The organism is Brevibacillus sp. JNUCC-41 (genome assembly GCF_014844095.1).
In the GTDB taxonomy this organism is placed as follows: Bacteria; Bacillota; Bacilli; order Bacillales; family DSM-1321; genus Peribacillus; species Peribacillus aracenensis.
Genome location: NZ_CP062163.1, coordinates 4,253,715 through 4,273,717, shown reverse-complemented (window position 1 = coordinate 4,273,717; position 20,003 = coordinate 4,253,715). Strand labels below are relative to the sequence as shown.

At 41.9% G+C, this 20,003-nt stretch carries 18 protein-coding genes; 2 read left to right on the top strand and 16 right to left on the bottom strand.

Annotation, left to right across the window (positions count from 1 at the left end; all coding sequences use genetic code 11):
* Positions 1-69: 69 nt before the first annotated feature.
* The 16 genes from JNUCC41_RS20755 to JNUCC41_RS20680 form a co-directional block, all read right to left on the bottom strand.
* Positions 70-1,344, bottom strand: coding sequence for an MFS transporter (locus JNUCC41_RS20755; RefSeq protein WP_192204619.1), 1,275 nt, complete (start codon positions 1,342-1,344; stop codon positions 70-72).
* A gap of 145 nt (positions 1,345-1,489) precedes the next feature.
* On the bottom strand, positions 1,490-3,868 hold the full coding sequence (locus tag JNUCC41_RS20750) for a xanthine dehydrogenase family protein molybdopterin-binding subunit (protein WP_192204618.1): 2,379 nt from the start codon (positions 3,866-3,868) through the stop codon (positions 1,490-1,492).
* Positions 3,869-3,881: 13 nt separating this feature from the next.
* The gene (locus JNUCC41_RS20745; protein WP_192208260.1) at positions 3,882-4,358 is read right to left on the bottom strand and encodes a (2Fe-2S)-binding protein; all 477 of its coding nucleotides are present in this window, start codon (positions 4,356-4,358) and stop codon (positions 3,882-3,884) included.
* Entirely contained in the window at positions 4,358-5,239 is an 882-nt protein-coding gene (locus JNUCC41_RS20740) for an FAD binding domain-containing protein (RefSeq protein ID WP_192208259.1), read from the bottom strand. The genes JNUCC41_RS20745 and JNUCC41_RS20740 overlap by 1 nt, the downstream gene beginning before the upstream one ends.
* 51 nt (positions 5,240-5,290) lie before the next feature.
* Positions 5,291-5,740 carry an SRPBCC family protein gene (locus JNUCC41_RS20735; protein WP_192204617.1) on the bottom strand — a complete coding sequence of 150 codons (450 nt, stop codon included), beginning with the start codon at positions 5,738-5,740 and terminating at the stop codon, positions 5,291-5,293.
* A gap of 393 nt (positions 5,741-6,133) precedes the next feature.
* Positions 6,134-7,093: a VOC family protein gene (locus JNUCC41_RS20730; protein WP_192204616.1), complete on the bottom strand. Its 960-nt coding sequence runs from the start codon at positions 7,091-7,093 to the stop codon at positions 6,134-6,136.
* Positions 7,094-7,133: 40 nt separating this feature from the next.
* Complete coding sequence (locus tag JNUCC41_RS20725) at positions 7,134-7,922, bottom strand: SDR family NAD(P)-dependent oxidoreductase (RefSeq protein WP_228467396.1); 789 nt, start codon at positions 7,920-7,922, stop codon at positions 7,134-7,136.
* A 42-nt stretch (positions 7,923-7,964) separates the two neighbouring features.
* Positions 7,965-8,474 (bottom strand): aromatic-ring-hydroxylating dioxygenase subunit beta, encoded by a 510-nt coding sequence (locus tag JNUCC41_RS20720; protein WP_076371322.1) that lies wholly within the window; start codon positions 8,472-8,474, stop codon positions 7,965-7,967.
* 21 nt (positions 8,475-8,495) lie between these two features.
* Entirely contained in the window at positions 8,496-9,797 is a 1,302-nt protein-coding gene (locus JNUCC41_RS20715; protein ID WP_192204615.1) for an aromatic ring-hydroxylating oxygenase subunit alpha, read from the bottom strand.
* A gap of 38 nt (positions 9,798-9,835) precedes the next feature.
* Positions 9,836-10,621 carry an aspartate dehydrogenase gene (nadX, locus tag JNUCC41_RS20710; RefSeq protein ID WP_192204614.1) on the bottom strand — a complete coding sequence of 262 codons (786 nt, stop codon included), beginning with the start codon at positions 10,619-10,621 and terminating at the stop codon, positions 9,836-9,838.
* Positions 10,622-10,637: 16 nt separating this feature from the next.
* Positions 10,638-12,083: an aldehyde dehydrogenase family protein gene (locus JNUCC41_RS20705; RefSeq protein ID WP_192204613.1), complete on the bottom strand. Its 1,446-nt coding sequence runs from the start codon at positions 12,081-12,083 to the stop codon at positions 10,638-10,640.
* 12 nt (positions 12,084-12,095) lie between these two features.
* Complete coding sequence (locus tag JNUCC41_RS20700; protein ID WP_192204612.1) at positions 12,096-13,784, bottom strand: thiamine pyrophosphate-binding protein; 1,689 nt, start codon at positions 13,782-13,784, stop codon at positions 12,096-12,098.
* Between the two features lie 30 nt (positions 13,785-13,814).
* Complete coding sequence (locus JNUCC41_RS20695; RefSeq protein WP_192204611.1) at positions 13,815-14,606, bottom strand: SDR family oxidoreductase; 792 nt, start codon at positions 14,604-14,606, stop codon at positions 13,815-13,817.
* An 85-nt stretch (positions 14,607-14,691) separates the two neighbouring features.
* Positions 14,692-15,630, bottom strand: a complete 939-nt coding sequence (locus JNUCC41_RS20690) for a VOC family protein (protein WP_192204610.1) — start codon at positions 15,628-15,630, stop codon at positions 14,692-14,694.
* A 123-nt stretch (positions 15,631-15,753) separates the two neighbouring features.
* Positions 15,754-16,287, bottom strand: a complete 534-nt coding sequence (locus tag JNUCC41_RS20685) for a cupin domain-containing protein (protein ID WP_192204609.1) — start codon at positions 16,285-16,287, stop codon at positions 15,754-15,756.
* Positions 16,288-16,553: 266 nt separating this feature from the next.
* Complete coding sequence (locus tag JNUCC41_RS20680; protein WP_076371338.1) at positions 16,554-17,369, bottom strand: IclR family transcriptional regulator; 816 nt, start codon at positions 17,367-17,369, stop codon at positions 16,554-16,556.
* 831 nt (positions 17,370-18,200) lie between these two features.
* Between JNUCC41_RS20680 and JNUCC41_RS20675 the strand changes: the two genes are divergently transcribed.
* Entirely contained in the window at positions 18,201-19,490 is a 1,290-nt protein-coding gene (locus tag JNUCC41_RS20675) for an MFS transporter (protein ID WP_192204608.1), read from the top strand.
* Positions 19,491-19,755: 265 nt separating this feature from the next.
* Entirely contained in the window at positions 19,756-19,938 is a 183-nt protein-coding gene (gene yppF / locus JNUCC41_RS20670; RefSeq protein ID WP_076371344.1) for a YppF family protein, read from the top strand.
* The last annotated feature ends 65 nt before the right edge of the window (positions 19,939-20,003 follow it).

Sequence of the window (20,003 nt, the reverse complement as noted above, 5' to 3'; positions counted from 1 at the left end):
GGGAGACAAATCGAAAATACCGTATTTGTCTCTCTTCCCCATTCATTTTCAATGATTTAAATCAGAGCACTAATATCCTTTTCTGACTAAGAAAACACTCAAGAAAAGGGAGAGGGCTACAAAACATAAAAGGGCAATAAACCCGCCATTATATGAACCGCTCATTTGACTGAATAAACCGACAACCATGGGTCCAAGAGCTGCAATTAAATAAGATACACAGCCGAAAACCCCACTGATGCTCCCCATTACATCGGGTGATGCGACACGGTGAAGCATGGTCATGGTCAGCGCAGCTGGCATAAACAAAAGACCAATCAATAAAATGCTCAAGACGGCAGCAACTGTGCTGTTAGCAGTGAAAAGGGAGAAAAGCATGAAAATGATGATAAGCCCACATGCCCCGCCTACAAAAATCGCCCTCTTCATGAATCGATCGGATAGAAACCCAGCCACCACTTGTACAACAATGGCTAATGCGAATCCACCGGCATTTATAACAGCGGAATTTACAAAAGCAATCCCTTTTTCTTCTGTCAAATAACTTGGTAAAAAGGTCGAAATCCCATAATAGGCAATGGAAATGCAAGAATAAACAATCGTTAAGATCCAGAACATCGGACTCGCAAGAACCGCTTTAACATTATCTTTACTTGCTGTTGGAGTCCCCCCCACTTTTTGATTACTTTGAATATAGTTTAATTCCATTGAATTAACCGCATAATGCTTAGCCGGATTATCTCTTGTCATGATCAAGAATAAAATCAAACAAACGACAGATAATGCCGCAAGTATGAAGTAGCTTTCCCGCCAGCCATATGTGGAGGCTATGATTGCTATTAGCGGAAGCCCAACAACCGGTCCTATCGCATTTCCGTTATACCAAGTTGTCTGTGCCTTTGCTTGTTCATTCTGCGGGAACCAGCTTGAGGTCAATTTCAATGCCATTGGATACAGGACTCCTTCACCGATTCCCAATATGGCCCTGGACCATAAAATCGCACTGATGGAATCGGCCATTCCACCTAACACCATCGCAAATGCCCACAGAGCGATCCCGATGAAACCGCTGCGCAGTGCACCTATCTTATCAACGATAAAGCCCCAAGCCAATTGGCCAAAAGCATAAGTCACTAAAAATATGCTGCTAAGTGTTCCTTTCACCAAATTACCATCAATACCTAAATCAGTTAGAAAAGGCTTGTTGGCAAGCAAAATATTAATATTTGCCTTATCCATCATGGAAACAGTGAAAAGAACAAGCAAAGGAAAAGCCGTGAAGAACCAACGGGTATTCGTCATTTTGCCCGATGGATCATGCATTTGTGGATTTAAATTATTCAAAAAAATCAGCCCCTATTATCATGAAAATTTTCGTAACTAGTGTAATCCCCTATTTACACCTTCCATTTTCATGCTCGTCTGTCGTTCTGTCATGGTATAGGGTAGAATCCATCAACAATGAATTCTGAACTGCTAAACGAATTTTTTAACCTATTTCGATTTTGAACTTTTTCCTTTCCGCTTCCTTAATCCAATTACGGAGTTTGCTTGGACTAATGGGCAATTGATTGATCGTGATTTCTAATGGATCGAGCGCATCAACAACCGCATTCGCAATGGCTGCAGGCGGGGAAATGGCTCCACCTTCACCTACTCCCTTGATGCCAAGTGGATTTCTGGTAGAGAGGAATTCTTGATGGGACTTTTCTACAGTCGGGATTTCCATGGATGTCGGCAATAAATAATCCATATAAGATCCGGTCAAAAGTTGGCCTTTCTCATCGTAAACGACTTCTTCAAAAAGAGCTGCCCCAATTCCCTGGGCTATGCCACCCTGCACTTGACCATCCACGATCATTGGATTGATGACCTTTCCTGCGTCATGTACCACACTATAACCTTTCAACTCGACTAAACCTGTTTCCTTATCCACTTCCACCATGGCTATATGGACGGACGATGAAAAAGTAACAGTGGGCGGAACGAAGTAATGTGTGACTTGCAGGCCTGGCTCCATTCCACCAGGTACCCTGCATCTGTTTCCTGGACGTGCCGCTTTAGCAATTTCCTTATAGGTCACACATTTTTCAGGATTGGTCTTAACAAAGACTTTGCCATTTTCCATTTGTAAATCCGAGGATTCAACTTCAAGCATGGCAGCTGCGACGGCCAATACTTTTCCCCTTAATTTCGCTGAAGCAATTTGAATGGCCGATCCAGCATTCACTGCACTCCGGCTTGCATATGTTCCGGCCCCAAAGGCCAAGTTCGTTGTATCCCCGACCCTTATTGTAATATCATTTGGACTAAGCATTAATTCATCCGCACAGATTTGGGAGAATACCGTTTCGTGACCCTGCCCCTGCGGAGAAGATCCAAGGTATGCCACGACCTGACCGCTTCCATCAATCGTGACATAGGCACTTTCGAATGGACCAGCACCTGTTCCTTCTACATATGTGGAAATGCCGACTCCGACTAGCTTTCCTTGCTTCTTCAACTCTTTTTGCTGCTCTCTAAATCCTTCATAATCAATCATTTTCAAACCTTGATCCAATGCAGCGGGATAATCCCCGCTATCATAAATCAGCTTCGCACCATCTTTAACCAAAATCCCTTGGTCATAAGGCATATCCTCCGCTTGAATCATGTTCTTTCGCATTACTTCCACTGGATCTTTTTTCAACCTTCTAGCGACCATATCGATAATTCGATCCATTACGAAAACGACCTCTGGTCTTCCTGCTCCCCGAAAGGGAACATTCGGTGTTTTATTCGTTAAGACAATCTGGCAAGTAACATCATAGTTTGGAATCTTATATGCTCCCCTTAAATGGTAGGCACTATTGTAGGCACATGTTAATCCAAAATAATTTACAGCACCACTATCTATAATGAAGTGATCTTTAATTCCCAAAATAGTGCCATCCTGGTTAAAAGCAACCTCCACATCATGGATTTGATCCCGTGAATGGCGTGCACTTGTCATATGTTCTAGACGATCTTCAATCCACTTGACAGGTCTCTTCAATAACTTCGAAAGATATGGAATTAAGATTTCTTCTGGGTGAACCCCACCTTTTGGTCCGAAACCACCACCTACGTCAGGTGCGGTCACCCTGATTTGCTGTTCAACCAAATCCAATGATCTAGCGATATAAGTTCTAATCTCAAAAGGAAGTTGAGTGGAAGAATAAATATGAAATTGATCTGTACGGTTTTCATAGGTGGAAACGACCCCCCTCGTTTCGAGCGGGTTGGAAGAAACTCTAGGCGTTTGGATTCTTGCCTTGAGAATTTGATCTGCATCTTTAAGGGACTGTACAGCATTTCCAGTCGTAACATGGAAGTCTGACTGGACGTTATTCTGTAAATGCTCTTGAATCAATGGTGCGTCTTTTTCCAATGACTTGAATGGATCGACAACCACTGTTAGCGTTTCATATTCCACTTTTATTAAATCTGCTGCATCTTCGGCCACATACCTGTTATCTGCAACGACGACTGCAATGGGTTGCCCTACATACATCACCTTATTCTTTGCCAGGACATCTTCATAACAATAATGGATAGTGGGATTGATCGCTTCCTCTAGATTCGGGGGCAAAGCACAATGTGATTCAAATTGGACAAGAGGCTTTATGATTCCATCTATATCCATTCCGGTGAGAATAACATGCACCCCTTCCAATGCCTGAGCTTCGGAGATATCAATCCCTTTGATTGTGGCATGTGCATGTGTGCTGCGGACAAAGACCGCTTCAACCATATTTGCCATTCGGATATCTCCCACGAATTGCCCTGTACCTGTAACCAAACGATAATCTTCCCTCCGCTTAACACTTTGGCCAACGTATTTTGTCATGCCTGTTCCCTCCTTAATTAGACACAGTTTGCGCAGCCTGCTTCACAGCTTTAATAATGTTGGAGTAACCGGTGCAACGACATAAATTTCCTGAAATGCATTTTTTTATTTCATCTTCACTAGGTTTTGAATTTTCTTCCAGGAAACCTGAAACCGTCATCAAAAATCCTGGAGTACAAAATCCGCATTGCAGGGCATGATTATCCGAAAATGCTTGCTGTAGGTAATTAAGCTTCCCATTCTCCTGGATAAGTGACTCCACCGTCTTGACTTCACATCCATCCGCTTGGACTGCAAGCATTAAACATGAGCGGACTGGATCACCGTTAACATGGATTGTACAAGCTCCGCAAACTCCATGTTCACAGCCAATATGTGTTCCAGTAAGGTACAGGCTCTCCCTGATAAAATCCGATAATAGCAATCTAGAGTCTACTTCCCTCGATATATCTTGTCCGTTTACTTTTAGGTTTATCTTAACTCCATCCATCACATCACCCTGCCCCCTTGTGCACGAATGGTCGCTTGCTTTAAGGCCCGGATGACCATCGTACCAGATAGTTCCCTTCTATATTCAGCAGTACCGTGGAGATCGGATTCAGGTTCGATCATCTCCATTGTTAAAACACTCGCATCCTTATAACTCTCCTCAGTCGGTTCCTTTCCAACCAAAAGCCTTTCCACATCCCCTAAAGCTGTAGGAACGGAATTCACGCCACCTATGGCTAATTTAACCTCAGAAAAACTTCCATCTTCACTTAGATCAACTACTGCAGCCACCTCAACCAAACCAAAATCCCCATGCCTTCTGGCCACTTCAACAAATGCCGATCCACTAGTCTGCTTCAATATCGGGAACCGAATCTCTTTAACCAATTGATCCGGCTGTAAGGATGTAAGCATATAGGTTAGGAAAAAATCTTCAGGGCTTACTATTTCTTCGCCGTTTACATCGGCAATGACCACTTCTCCTCTTAAAGCGGTTAAAACGCATGGTAGCTCCGCAGATGGATCACCATGGGCGATACTGCCACCAACAGTTCCTCGATTGCGTATTTGTTCATGGCCTACCCACCGTATTGCTTCCGATAACAATGGACACTTCTCCTTAACCAACTCGGATTTTTCAATTTCCCTGTGTTTCGTCAAAGCACCGATGACCAGTGATTCACCTTCTTCTTGTATATAGCTCAACCCCTCAGCCCTGCCTATATCAATAAGGTATTTTGGCGTTGAAAGTCTCATATTCAATAATGGGATCAAACTTTGTCCACCGGATAAAATCTTCGCATCTTCCCCGTATTCTGATAAATAGTGCACAGCTTCTTCCAAACTCGAAGGCCGAAGGTAATTAAACTTAGCTGGTTTGATAGGAACCCCTCCATTCGTGATACATCGTTTAAATGCTTTGAATGACCGGCATTAAATTCTTTGATGAGTTTTTAACTGTTTCTCCATATCTTTAAAGAATTTACCTGCCATGAATTTTGCAATACCACCAATAACCCTGCTTCCCACACCAGCGATCATTCCACCTATATCTGCGTTGCATTCCCAAATCAATTGACAACCATCACCACCTGGAACGATTTTACAGTCCATTTCGGCAGATACAAAACCTGGCTTCCCGCTGCCTTCAGCATTTAAAATATACTGATAGGGAACTTCCAAATCCTTCAATTTCACCTTTCCCGTGTAGTCACCTTTTACAGCTGCAACACCAAGCTTTAGTTCAACATCATATTCGCCAGCTGCAACCAATGAAAGGTCTTGACATCCTGGAATGGCATTCTTGAGCAATTCCGGATTATGCATGGCTTCCCAAATCACTTCTGCGCTATAATCAAAGTTTATTTTTCCGGATATCTCCATTTTTTCAGCCCCCAATTTTTTTTAACCTATTGTTCCCTAGAAAAAACAACATTCCATCTGCATACATGTATACATCTTAGTTTAAAAAATTTTCAAACCAATAACTACCTTTAATAATATTTATATTCTGAATTATTTGTCAATTATTTTTTCCCGTTTTGTTGTTAAATTTGTCATTATTATGCCAACCGTACAAGGCCATGGTTGAAGTCCCCTTCCTGCCCATTGCCTTGTATATGCTTTTTACGGTTTCACTAGTACAGTAAGTTAATCAGCTGAATAGGAGGGAAAATGGCTAGGTTTTCGATTTAATGACCACTGGAGTTCGTTATTTCTAAAAATGTAAGTTACAAGTGCTCTGCTGAAACCTTTTTATGATCCATCGATACATGTTTACTCATCAAAACGTTCTAACAATTCAATAATCACTTTATAGGTCGATGTGGTATCCATATAGGCATATCTGCCTTTTCCGTTAAAAAAGTTACCTGTCTGTATGACCGGATAGCCCATTTCTTCTAACATCTTCATTTTATCCTCCATGTCTTTAACGACAAAAGAGATATGGTGAACACCCTCACCATATGTTTCAAGATGATCTTTCCACGTACTAGGTGATTCGCCCGGCTCGATCAATTCAATTTGAATTAACGGGGTATCGATGAACATATATTTTGATTTCCCTTCAGTGGGCTTCCCTTTGTATATCACGTTTGTAATATCTGTTGAACTAGAATGAATGATGGGAGGCTTTTCAATACCCAATAACTTACAATATGCCTCCGCAGCCGCATCCAGGTCTTTTACAACTAAGGCAAGCTGTTCCACTTTGTTGGTCCCTAATAGCGGCTGAACGCTTGCATCTTCTGGTCTCTCCCATGCCGTTTTTCTTGGCTCTGCACTTTCAAGCAGTTCAACTAATGTTTTGTGATCATCCAGTGTATCCACATATACATATCGGCCGTCACTTGAAGTGAATTCACCTGTTTGCAAAGCTGGGTAGCCGCTATTCTCCATGATTGGCAGCCTCTTTTGGATAGAGTCTACATCAAACGCTATATGGTGAATCCCCTCACCTACTTCATCCAGGAACTCTCGCATCGTTCCTGGATTTTTATCGGGTTGTATAAGTTCGAATTGGACGGTAGGTGTATTCAGAAAAGCAAGTTTGGATTGTGATCCCGTTGGTACACCTCTAAAAGTGACCTTCGAAACAGAACTTTCACCGGTTAGAAATGGTTCTGCCTTCTTTATGCCCAGCAGTCTTGTGAAAGCTAGATTAGCAGCCTCAATATCTTTTACAACAAATGCGAGTTGATTAATCTTCCTATTGCCCAATAGTGATTCAGCCATACTTATAAACCTTCTTCCCATAGTTTATTTTGAAATGAACTCAACCCAGTCCGCGAACTGACAATCCTCCATCACTGGAGATGACTTCGCCGGTAATTGCACGCGCTGCGTCCGATGCTAACAGGACATATGCAGCTACATGATCTTCGGGCATCTGTGCAAGCTGAAGAGGGTTTCTTTTTTTAATGCTATTTGCCTTCGTTTCATTATCCACGATTTTAACGAATGGACGTAGGGGAGGAATGACCGATAATGCTGTCAGAGTGCCACCAGGCGCTACAGCATTCACCCTAATGTTAGGAGCAAGTTCAAAGGCAAGTTGGCGCATCAATCCTATTTGGGCATGCTTGCTTGCTGTGTACCACACCCCGCCGCCATCTGGATAAAAACTGGCACCGGATACGGTGAAAATAATATTGCCATTCGTTTTTTGCAATTCTTCAAGAGCGGCTTTAGCACCGAAAAAAGATCCTTTAACGTTAATATCGATCAGAAAATCATATGCTTCGGAAAGTGCATCGGGAGTTACGTCGGCAAATTTAGCAAATCCATCAAAGACACCTGCATTAGCAACGAAAACGTCCAGCTTTCCGAATTGCTCGACTGTGGCCTGTACGGCCCTCTCATTGTCTTCATATTTGCTTACATCGCCTTGGTTAATGAGAATCTCTTCACCAAATTCCTCTTTCATTTTCTTTAGCGTTTCTATCGAGCGGCCGATGATGCTGACTTTTGCCCCTTCTTGTATAAAACGTCTAGTGACAGCCTCTCCGATACCTGAATTGCCCCCGGTAATCAACACTACTTTATCCTTTAACGCCATTGCCATTGAATCCAGCCTCCTTGTTATCTCTTTTTATCCAAGTCAATATTATACGAAGATAGCAAGATTTCTGGTATTTATCGTTGATTGATCAACAATGAATATCCGTTTGGAAAGTTTCCATTTACCTTCTTCGAAAATGAATTCATCATTTCGTTCCCCCGAAATCAAATCATGTTGAATATCCGTGCTGCGGCTCCGATAGATAAGCAAATAGCTCTTGACAACTGCCTTTTCACCTTCAACATAGTCTTTAACGCGTACATTAGAGACAAAACGCCGTGTTCTTGACGGCGGTATTTCCGCCCAAGCATAATCCGTTTTCAAACGATCCACGCGCAGTTTAAGCAGCTCAATATCATCATTAAATGTAAACATTTCCGTTGAATAATCCGGGCGTTCCACACCTTCTTTATTTACACGTACAGGCATTTGATAACGCAAGCTCGAGTGCATTAAATCGAACCAATCATCAAATTCAATATCATCCAATAGTTGAGCTTCATCATACAGCCACTGTTCAAATTCACATTTGAGCAACATTTTCTCCACATTCATTTCCGTTCCCCCTCCCGCTTATCATTTCGTCATTAATTCAAGCCAGTATTTGTAAAAATTCCTTTGGCTCGCTTCAGTGAATTTATCATCGTAAGCAACACCCGGTCCTATAAAATCAACTGGTTCACGATGAAGACCCATTGTATAATTGTAGGTTAGATTCTTTAGGAAAGGCATTGGGCCTTGGGCTGCTTCAGTAATATCCGTAAACACTTCCGTATCATCCTGTTCGAAAATACCGGATGGGCTAAAGGTCAATATAAATGAATCTCTTGATCTATCTTTCCAATCTTGGGAGGCGTTCTTTTCCACGAGCATCCAAGCGATCACTTCCATTTTATTGTGACCGATTGGCCGCCACATTCTAATTGAAGTGTTGGAGATGAATTGGTCCTTGATTTTTGTATGGGATATTAAAAATGATAAATTGGGGAAAACGTTCCCAATCATATTCTTTAAGTTTGATAACACTCCATATTGTTCTTCAGACAAATTAGTTTTAAATTCTTCTTTCAATTCTTCCGGGAAAGCGAATTCAGGGTTAGGTGTCCCTAAGTTCAGTCCATGCCCGTTATCTGTATGGATTTGAAAACCGCGCTTTGAATAGGTAGCATTTGGAACCATGCCCAGTTTGGCAATGGAACCGTGTGTGACCATCGTGTGATAGGAATCACCAACAAAGTTATCGGAACCAACTTTCCAGTTGGAATTGACTACGAATCTTTGCGGAACCCCGATTACTTCCATTTCTGCACGACCTACGAGTATATCCAAATACCATTTAATGTCACCAAGAAACTCTTCAAGCGGCTCGGCTTCTTCATTCCAAGTTCCAAATAAAAGACCTTTATAGGATTCAAGCTTCACTTTGTGAAGGCCCATTTCCGACCGGTCAAGGTTGCCCCCGTATATGTCCTTTTGTAAAGGCACCCCTACGAGCTCACCAGTGTTTTTGAAATTAAACCCATGGTAGGGACACGTAAATAATGACTTGTTTCCTTTATCTGCACGGCATAGTTTCATTCCGCGATGTGTGCACATATTATAAAACGCCCTGATTTCCCCTTCACCATCACGAGTGATGATGAGCGAGTAGCCAGCCAGTTCACGGGTCATGAAGTCTCCTTTGTTGGGTATTTCAGAATCATGACCGATAAAAACCCATGTTTTCAAAAACACTTTTTCATGTTCTATATCATAAACCTTTGGGTCTCCAAGGAGGTATGCAGGTATAGCGCCTTCCTCTGGTTTAACCGTTTCATTCAGATAGTTAATAACTTGCTGTTTCGACATTTCTTCTAAGGATTTATCAGTTTTAAGCATACTTTTCCTCTCCCTTCCAAGCTTTACATCATAAGTCTTTACCCGATTTGAACGCTCTTTTCCTTATTTTGCAGAGTAGCCAAAACACTTAATGCCGCTAAATAACTCGTTTTCGGATTATTTGGCATCGGATCATTTTCCACTTCCAATTTCAGTTTCCCGAACGAACCTGACGCTTCTATCAGGTGATGGTTTTTTAACACATTCGGATCGGCAATGATTTTCACTTTCGTCTTTTCAGATCCAAGACCAGCCATGGACAGCACAATCGCAACATTAATGTTTCTCGGAAACTGTTTGATCGCTTCTGCAGCAGATCCTTCAAATAATACCGTTTCTTCTGTCACTGTAGAACCTGCAGGCAATGCGTTTGGCGGTTTTCTTGTGGTGATGCAAACAGATTCAAGGCCATTCACCGCCTTTGCCGACTTAAGTACATCGAGACCTCCAATCGCACCAGACGGAAGGAGAATATTCACGTTATTCATTTTGCAAATCTGATTTGATTGTTCTTCAAAGGCACGATTCGCCATCACGCCAATGCTGCTCAGCAAGAGATCCTTCCCACTTTTAAGCACTTTCAATGCATACTCTTCAGCTGCTTCGATCGTTGCAGCCTCTATGACTAATTCTACATCGGATTGAAGGAGTTCATCGACATCACTATATGGCTGTGTCCTGAATTCTTCAGCTAGTTGTGCTGCGACTTCTTCACGGCGGGCATAAATCGCAACGATTTTACCACCAGGAAGAAGCCCGTCCTTATTAATGGCCTGTAGCAGAAATTTACCGATATTACCGCATCCGATTAAACCTAATTTCATGTAGTTTCATCCTTCCTCAATCAGCAAACCCGTATGAGTCCGCAAAAAATTCCAGCCCGCAATGTCTTGTTTCCCGGGAAACACCACTTTCTTTTAATCCTGGGAAATCCAGAGCCAAGTCGCTGAAAACGGTATGATTATTATGGAAAACAGCACCAGCTTCAAGGCGATCTGCCATTTCGACAGCGATATCTTCATTCTCGGTCCAAACAGAAGCACGCAAGGCAAACTCACTATCATTCGCTAATTTTACAGCTTCATCAATACCATTGAAAGGTAAAATTGGAATGATGGGTCCGAATTGCTCCACCCGAACTAATTCGCTCTGCTGATCGACGCCTGTAATAATGGAAGGACACATATAATAACCTTTATCCCAAGTTTCCGGATTCAGCTGGATGCCAGTCGTGATTATATTTCCTCCTGATTTAGCGGTACGTTCGATCAAGCCATTCACAAAGTCATATTGTGCTTTATTATTCAATGGACCCATTGTCACGTCAGGCTGAATGCCATCACCAATTACCATCCGGCTAAACTCTTTGGTCAGCTTTTCCACAACCTCATCATAACGTGATTCTTGGACGTACACTCTTTTTACTGCAGAACAGACCTGACCCGCTGCTCGTAATATCCCCATCCTCAAACGTTTGATGGCCGCTTCATCCATATTGGCATCTTCCAAAATGATGGCAGGATCATTTCCGCCAAGTTCCATATATACCTTTTGCAGATTTCCAGCTGATTTCTGCATGATATCTTTTCCGGTTTCCGTACTTCCGACAAACGCCAAAGTCCGTACGCGTGAATCGGAACATAGTTTGTCGCCGATCGCTTTTCCTGATCCCGAGATTATATTGATTACCCCTGGAGGAAAATGTTCAGAAACTACTTTTAAACAGGTCATTATCGTTAACGGGCAATTCGTTGCAGGTTTTACAACAACGGCATTGCCTGCCAAAACAGCAGGTATGACCCGTTTAAAGGTTAATATCATTGGAGAGTTCCACGGTGTGATAATTGCCGTGACACCTCTTGCCCTTCTTCGGATCTGGACTTTTTGTTTTCCAGGGAGCACTTCAGGCTTCCACCAATCAAGTAACTCTGCTGCACAGCCCTTCATGACTTCAACACAGCGCAGTAAATCCTTTTTAGCTTCAACAAGTGTTTTGCCATTTTCACGTACAAACACTGTAACATTTTCCTCAATAACTTTTGAGAGTTCTTCTGCCGCAGTGTTCATCCGATTGGCCCGTTCCCCGATATCAGAGCGAGACCACGTTTCAAAAGCATTTTCTGCCGCTTCAATTGCGTCATTCACGATTTGTTCAGAGCATTTCGCCACCTGGCCAACTACTTCTAATGTATATGCCGGATTTACTACATCGACTTTATCCTCCGATTCTTTCCATTCTCCATTAACTAGGTATTTTCCTGAAACAAATGGGTATGTCGAAATCATTGTCAATCCTCCTTATAGTTTTTTGGGCTTGAACGCTTCCGCAGCTCCTGGAGGTCCGCCAAATGGCTTGGCCATAGGCCCCACAGCTTCCATATCAACAACGATCATTGAGGGTTTACGTCTTTCCTTTGCCTTTTTCAGTTCGGATATGAATTCATCTCCAGAACCAATACGGACAGCATCAAAATGCATGGACTCAGCCAGTTTCACAAAATCAGGACTCAATAAATCCACGGCTACCTGCCGACCATATGCGGCTGTTTGAATATTGCGAAGAACCCCATAGCCTGAGTCATCGAACAAAACGATGATAACTGGTAAGTTTTCTTCGGCTGCAGTAACCATTTCCCCGACATTCACCATAAACCCACCGTCTCCAGCCATAAGAACAACGGTTTTATCCGGACACCCCATTTGGGCACCGATTGCTGTTGGAAGACCTTGACCAATTCCCCCGCCTGATGCATGAATGGATGTTCTCGGTTCATAGACTTCAAATAAACGGCTGCCCCAAACGTTTGCCTGTACGGTTACATCTCGAACCAGAATGGTATCGTCTGGTAATATCTCCCTCATACCATCCACAAATTGCTCATAAGGTCCAAGCGTTTCCCTGAGTTGAGCACGCACTTCATTTCTAAGCGAAAGAACTTCTTGTAAATAAGAAGGCTCCGCATGAACTGAATGTTCTTCGAGTTTTTGAATGATGGCAGCTAACATACCTTTTGCATCACCAACCAATCCTAACGTGGCTTTATAGTTCCTGTTAATGGCCTGCCAATCCGCATCGATCGCTATATGTTCTTGTGGCACCGGCACTTTCCAGTTGGATGTTTCATTCCCTCTAAACCTTACACCTACGCTAATCAATAAATCTGCATTTCTTAAAAACTCTTTTGTTGTTTTATATGCTGCAAAATGTCCGATGCATTGTTCGTGGTTTTCTGGAATCGACCCTTTTCCTGACTGACTTGTTATAACCGCTGCACCAAGGAGTTCCGCTAATTTTTGCAGCTCTTGCGATGCATTGGCACTGATGACTCCACCACCTGCCCATATTACAGGACGGCGTGCGCCTAAGATTTTTTGCACGGCTTTTTCAGGAATAAATGGCAATGCATTTGTTTCAGATGTAGAGGCCCGTAGCCCCTCGAGTGAAAGATCTTCTATGATCGCCGATTGAAAGTCAATCGGGATTTCCAATGTAACCGGACCCGTTGGTGCAGTTAAGGCTTCTTGGATCGCCTTCCTTACCACTGCTGCAGATTGGTCAGGGTTTCTAAGCCTCACTGCATTTTTACAAGCTCCTCTCATCATTGAAAGCTGGTCTTTACACTCATGTATGTATCCTTTGCCTGTACCAAGATAAGAAGAAGCCACCTCACCGGTAAGATGAAGAAGGGGGACACCAGCTGCCCATGCTTCCACTAGTGAACCAGCAGCATTTCCTGCCCCTGTTCCGGTACTTGTAATCACTACACCCAATTTCCCTGTGGCGCGGGCATATCCATCAGCCATATTTACGGCACCGCTCTCACCGCGTGAACAAATGAGTTTGATGCTCCCTTCTCTAAGAATTGCATCATATATTGGCATATTGTGAATACTGACAATTCCGAAAGCAGCTTCCACTCCTGCCTGAACAAGCTCCTTTACGATGGAATCGGCGGTCGTAAACTCTAATTCTTCTTGTATTTTCATCGCGTTATCCTACCTTTTTTAGTAATATATTTATAGTGCCTTTCCGATTGCTCCTGCCGTCTCAATCGTCGAACCCGCTACATAACTTGCTTTGTCTGAAGCAAGGAAAACGATGACACTGGCCACTTCTTCCGCTTCACCAACGCGGCCAAGAGGGATGTTCCGTTTTTTCGCAAGGTCTCCGTAATACTCTTCTGGGTCCATATCAGGCGCATTTTTCAATCTTCTTCGCTCCCATTGATCCGTCCGGATCAATCCAAGACTCACTGAATTAACCAATATATTGTCAAAAGCCAATTCCTGGGACAAGGTTTTGCTTAAATTAAGGAGACCAGCCCTTGCTGCTGCAGTCGCTATCATATGACGTTCAGGTTCTTTAGCAAGCGTTGCATTAATATTAATGATCCGCCCTCCTCCCCTTTTCAATAAATGAGGATGCGATGCACGAACGGCATATATGATGGCAAAGAACTTTAACTGAATCTGTTCTTCCCACTGCTCATCCGTTATGTCAAAAAAGTGACCCATCACGCTTTGACCGGCTGCATTCACCAATATATCGATTCCGCCAAACCTCTCAGCGGTACCATTAATGAAAGAATCCACATCCGATTTTGAGGTGACATCACATGTTGATGCAAAAATATCTGCCTTTTCACCAAATGACAGCAATTGTGTTTGTGCACTCTCCATACGCTCTGCACTTCTGCCGCATATAGCCACTTTCGCTCCCTCAGCCAGAAACATTTCTGCTGTTTTTAATCCCACGCCCGACGTGCCGCCCATTATGACAGCCACTTTTCCTTGCAATCCTAAATCCACTCTCGTCACTCCTTTTCAAAACCATTTTCCTTAAACGCTTTTCCTAATTACGCACAAGAATAATGGGAGGAAATCAATATCCTCCTCATTTTTCCGCCATGATTGAATCATCTATCTTAGAATCAACCCAGCCTGGATCGGGATCTCCTCCCATTGCTTTGCGGGCTTCTGGTTTCGGCGGACCTGCAATCCCCCATTGATCCATTAAATGCGGAACCCGTTTCCATACACGTGCCCTCCACTCCGCTTCATCTTCGATCGTTTCCAGATAACATGTATACTCCATAACAAAACCGCCTGGGTCTTGAAAATAACAGAAAATATTGTCTCCAGGCCCATGACGTCCAGGTCCCCAAAGTTCTGACAAGCCCGCTTTTCGCACATTGCTTATTCCCCGCATCAGTTCATCCACGGAATCGACCTCGTATGCGATATGATTGACTGACGCATGCTCATCTTGATTGAAGGCAATGGAGTGATGTTTCCTGTTGCATCGCAGGAATGACATTTGGTGCTCACTCCAATCTGTAACTTTAAACCCAAGTACATCCGTGTAAAACTCAACGATCATATCCAAGTTCTTTGTATTCATTACAACGTGGTTCAGTTTCACTGGATCAACATTTTTCTTGCTCCATATAGACGTTTGTACTTCCACCCAAGCCGAAAGCTCTATTACGCGGTTTTCCGGATCAATAAACCGCAGGCCATAACCGGCACCTGCTTCATCCAAATATCCAGCCGGTTCAATAATTCGAACGCCCTTCGACTGTAATATCCCTGCTGCACGATCCACCGCATTTTTATCGACCATGCCAAAAGCTATATGATGCAAACCACGTTTTTCTCCCTTGTGAAGGCTTAAAATATGATGTTCCGGTCCAGCCCCGCGGAAATAAACCGTATTCTCCTCTTCCGGAACATCCACTCTATCCAGTCCCCAAACCTTTTCATAAAACTCTGCTTGATCATCGAAATTCGGAGTTATCATGCTTATATGTCGTAAATGAGTAATCCCAAGCATTTTTCATACCTCCCATAATTTAGATTGGCCTTTAGATAAATTGCATGGGCCATATTTAACAATCTAATCGAAAAGGGCGCCTCATTAATTTTCATAATGCAGGTGCCCTTTTCGGCTAAATAATCAGTCTTTAATAATGGCTTCTCTTTCTTTAGCGCGCTGTTTACGCAGTTCTTCCAGGTCACTGCCTTCAGGATATGTCGGTAAATTAGGCTTCACTGCCCCTAACATCACGAGCATGCGCGCCTCCACATCCCCGTCATTTCTAATTCCCCGATAAACCCCTGGTGGGCTGCTGATGCAATCTCTCGCACTTAATTTAATTTCATGCACTTCGCTGTAGCTATCCTCTTGAATTAATGCCGTGACTTCACCCTCTAGAATAAAAAACACTTCTTCAACATCGTCGTGAAGGTGCAAAGGACCGATACATCCCGGAGGCAGCACCATTGTACTTAAAGTGAAATGTTCACCTGCAATTACATTCGTATCGTTATTGGCAGTGGCACCACGTCCGATATATCTCATCTGTGCGCGTCGATAAGCGGGATCGATTTCTTCCTGGAACTTCAAGACATCCCAATCAAGCGAACGGTCTTTCAATCGTGCAACATATTTTTTTTCAAAATCCTTCACTGAAAAAGCTTCTTTTGTCATTTTAAAATTCCTCCCTTATTGGTTGTTACTAAAACGCATTGTGTTTTACAAGCAAAACAATGTTTTGTCTATGAATTAAGTCTAAAATGAAACCGCTTCAAAGTCAATTAATTTTTAGAATATTTAAAACTATTTTTATAATTCGAACACTTGGCGCTTTGGGATAAACGTATTTCTTAAACAAAAAAAAGTGTGGATACCCTATTGGGGATCCACACTTTCAAAAAAGGTTATTAACTTATTAATAGATTGGGGCTCAAGTAAGATCAGACATCTTCGTGTTGATACGGCTTAACCCCGCTATATCCCATATAAACAGATAACTGCCGAGAAACTTCCAAAAGTTTCGGCAAGGCAATTTTATCGATGAAATCCTCTTGGTAAGCAGACTCAGTTGCCACGACATTCAACGCAGCCAATACTTTCCCAGTCCGGTCAAAAATCGGAGCGGCAACAGAACGGATGCCAGGGTGGAATTCCCCGCTTGTCATCGAATAACCATTCTGCCGGATTGAATCCAGCTGTTTTTGAAATTCACCCGGCGCGGTGAGTGTTTTGTCTGTATAAGGTGTCAGGTTTGATATTTTGAACATTTGCATTAACATTTCTTTCGGTTGATATGCCAAAAGTAATTTTCCATTGGCCAATGCATGTGCCGGCAGCCGTAAACCTATGTTCACATTGACAGCGGATACACCTCTGATTGGGGCACTTCCAACATAAACAACTTCCTGCCCATCCAAAATGGATAGATGGCAGGAGGCTCCGATTTCATCACGCAAGTTCTCCATATATGGTTGGACAATTTCCTGGAATTTCAAGCTATTCAAATAGCTGAATCCCAATTCAAGAACCTTTGGGGTTAAGCTATAACGTTTGGTATGTTCATCCTGAGACAAATAACCGATATTTTGTAATGTGAATAATAAACGATATGGTACCGTTCTGCTTACTCCCAGTTGTTTTGCAATTTCTGAAAGAGACAAACTCGGCTGTACCTCATTAAAGAGCTTTATGATTTCCAATCCTCTAACCAATGAATTAGCACTATATTTCTCTTTCTCTTTTTCTTCGCTTGCCATTCGAGAATTCCCCCCGTTGTAAATAAATCTCATTTCCTCCTGAATATAACCCATTCAGTAAAACTTTCTTCATACCTACAAAGAAGAACTTGCAAGTATATGTACATTTTTTCTGGAAGTTCTGGAAGATCATTTGTTTAAAATAGATTAGTGTATATGTGTCAATTAAAGCATATTTACATATATAAAACTATGTGGAAGTCTAGCTTAATTGACGTATCAATAGAAAAGCTCGATACAACCAAATATAACGAATATTACAAATGAAAACAAATAAAGAATTATACATCGATATATTCTGCCAAAATCATAATTTTTCCATATTAAGTATTTTATATACAAAACAACATAAATGAATTATAGATTTTCCTGATTTTAAATTCAATATCGATAAGTTGGAATTTTTGATAATTTGATAATAATTTGTTTTTTTGACATAAAAGATTAAATACTTCCATTTTTAAGTCCGTGATAGAGGTCCATCCACTCATTTGATTAAATAATTCTCAAAGAATGTACAAAAGGCGGCAATGGAACTCTGTTTTAAATATGAAAACGCTTATAAGTTTGTTTATTCTAAAAATAGAAAATTATCAAAATATTAAATTGACAATCAAATTATTTTAATTTATCGTTAAGAAAGTAAAACTTTGTTTTCCTTACAAAACATTTCCGTGACTTTTTATCTATCAAAATTATTAAGAAAGGCGGGATTACACGCTTAAATGAAAAATCAAAACTAGTACCTTTCTAAAGGGGTAACCGTAATTCACTTATTTGCAATGGTAAGTGTTTTTAGGGAATGCTAAAAAGCGACAAGGAGATGGTATTATGTTAAATGGGCAAAAAAGATGGTTGTATATTGCCGTTCCAATTTTTTTCTTTTGGTTTTTCGGACAAATTGATAAGGTTGGCATTTCCATCATTCAAACAGATCCTGAATTCTTGCATGCACTCGGTATGACAGGCGATGACAAAAATGCAAAGATTGGTCTTCTATCTTTTGTATTCACCATTGCCTATGGAGTTTCCAATCTTTTTTGGGGTTTCATCATTGATAAATTAGGTGCCCGAAAAACAGCCATTGCCGGTTTATTCGTTTGGACACTCACGATGATTATGTCAGGCCTGGCAAATTCATATGAAATGTTTTTAATAAGCAGGATCATTCTTGGTTTTGGTGAGGGGATGATGATTCCGGTATCCGGCAAATTCATTTCTAACTGGTTTAATAAACGGGAATTGGGGAGGGCCCAGGCATCATGGCTTACCGGTAACTATTTAGGTCCGGCAATGGGAGCCATTGTTTTGGTGCTCGTGATATCTTTACTCCACTGGCAGGCAGCTTTCTTTATGCTTGCAGCATTCAACTTATTTATAAATATCCCGATGTTCATCTTTATGACACGGAATACACCAGAAGAACACCCCCGTATAAGTAAGGAGGAATTGGCTTTCATTCGCCAAACGGATGATGAAGTGAAAGAAACCGCTGCCTCCGAGAATAAGAGTTTCGCCCAAGATTATCGTTTCTGGATTGTTTGGTTCGGCATGCTTGTATGCTCCTTTTTATTTTTCGGTATCAGCATTTGGCTTCCTACCTACCTCATTGAAGCAAAAGGATTCGAAAAGGAAGGAATGTCGAGTATCACTTCACTTTCCTGGCTATTCGCTTTAGGATTTGTCTTGGCATGCGGTTTTCTGGCTGACAAAACCAGACGTCCAAGTTTGATGGCCACGATTCTATTTTCATTGACAGCAGTCTTTCTGACTGTAGCGATCTTCATCCCCAATCCAATTTTAGCCGGACTATGTATGGGACTGGCAATGGGATGTCAAGGCGGTGTGTTCCATTTAAGTAATATGCTCATGGTAAAATACTCAACACCTGAAACGGCAGGACGGGCCGCTGGTCTAATTGGATTCACGAATATCATGGGCGGCTTTTCGAGCTATATCATGGGATGGCTTCGTGACTTGTCTGGCGGGGATTTCAGTTCATCGATCGCCATGCTGATTTTTACAGCCATCTTAGGTTTGGCAGCTTATTTATTCTCCATTAAGAGAGAAGCCGCAGAGCTGCGCTTATCACCTATACCTGTACAAAAGATACAAGCATGAAGTCCTTGTAAAATCAGTTTCGTCACCTTAATTAACAATCCAACCCTTGAATTTTCAAGGGTTTTTTCTTGTGCCGACTTAAAAGTAAGTCAGTACAATATCGCTCTTTTTTGCATTACCCGATAAAATTCCCCACCGCTATTCCGAATCAATCCTTTATTTGTATAAATATGTCGATAGTTAAAATATTCAAAAAATGATATTTTTTTGAATGCCCATGTTATATTGTTAATGGAAAAAAATACTTGTCAAGTAAGGTGAGTGTGTGAATATAGAAGTTTTAATTCTCCATTATATTCAGGAAAAACGTCAAAAGCCTAACCATGCCAATGAATTATTAGATTATATTCAGAATGAATATGTAAACGGGAAGCTGTCAATCTTCCAATATAGAAGTCTCTGTCAGGACTTATATCTTCGAGGAGCCAAACAAACATCTCCTGGATGAAACTGCCCCCTTGTCAATAGTCTAACTACTTCCGATTGTGAATGAATTTTGTTTCTGGTTTCTGC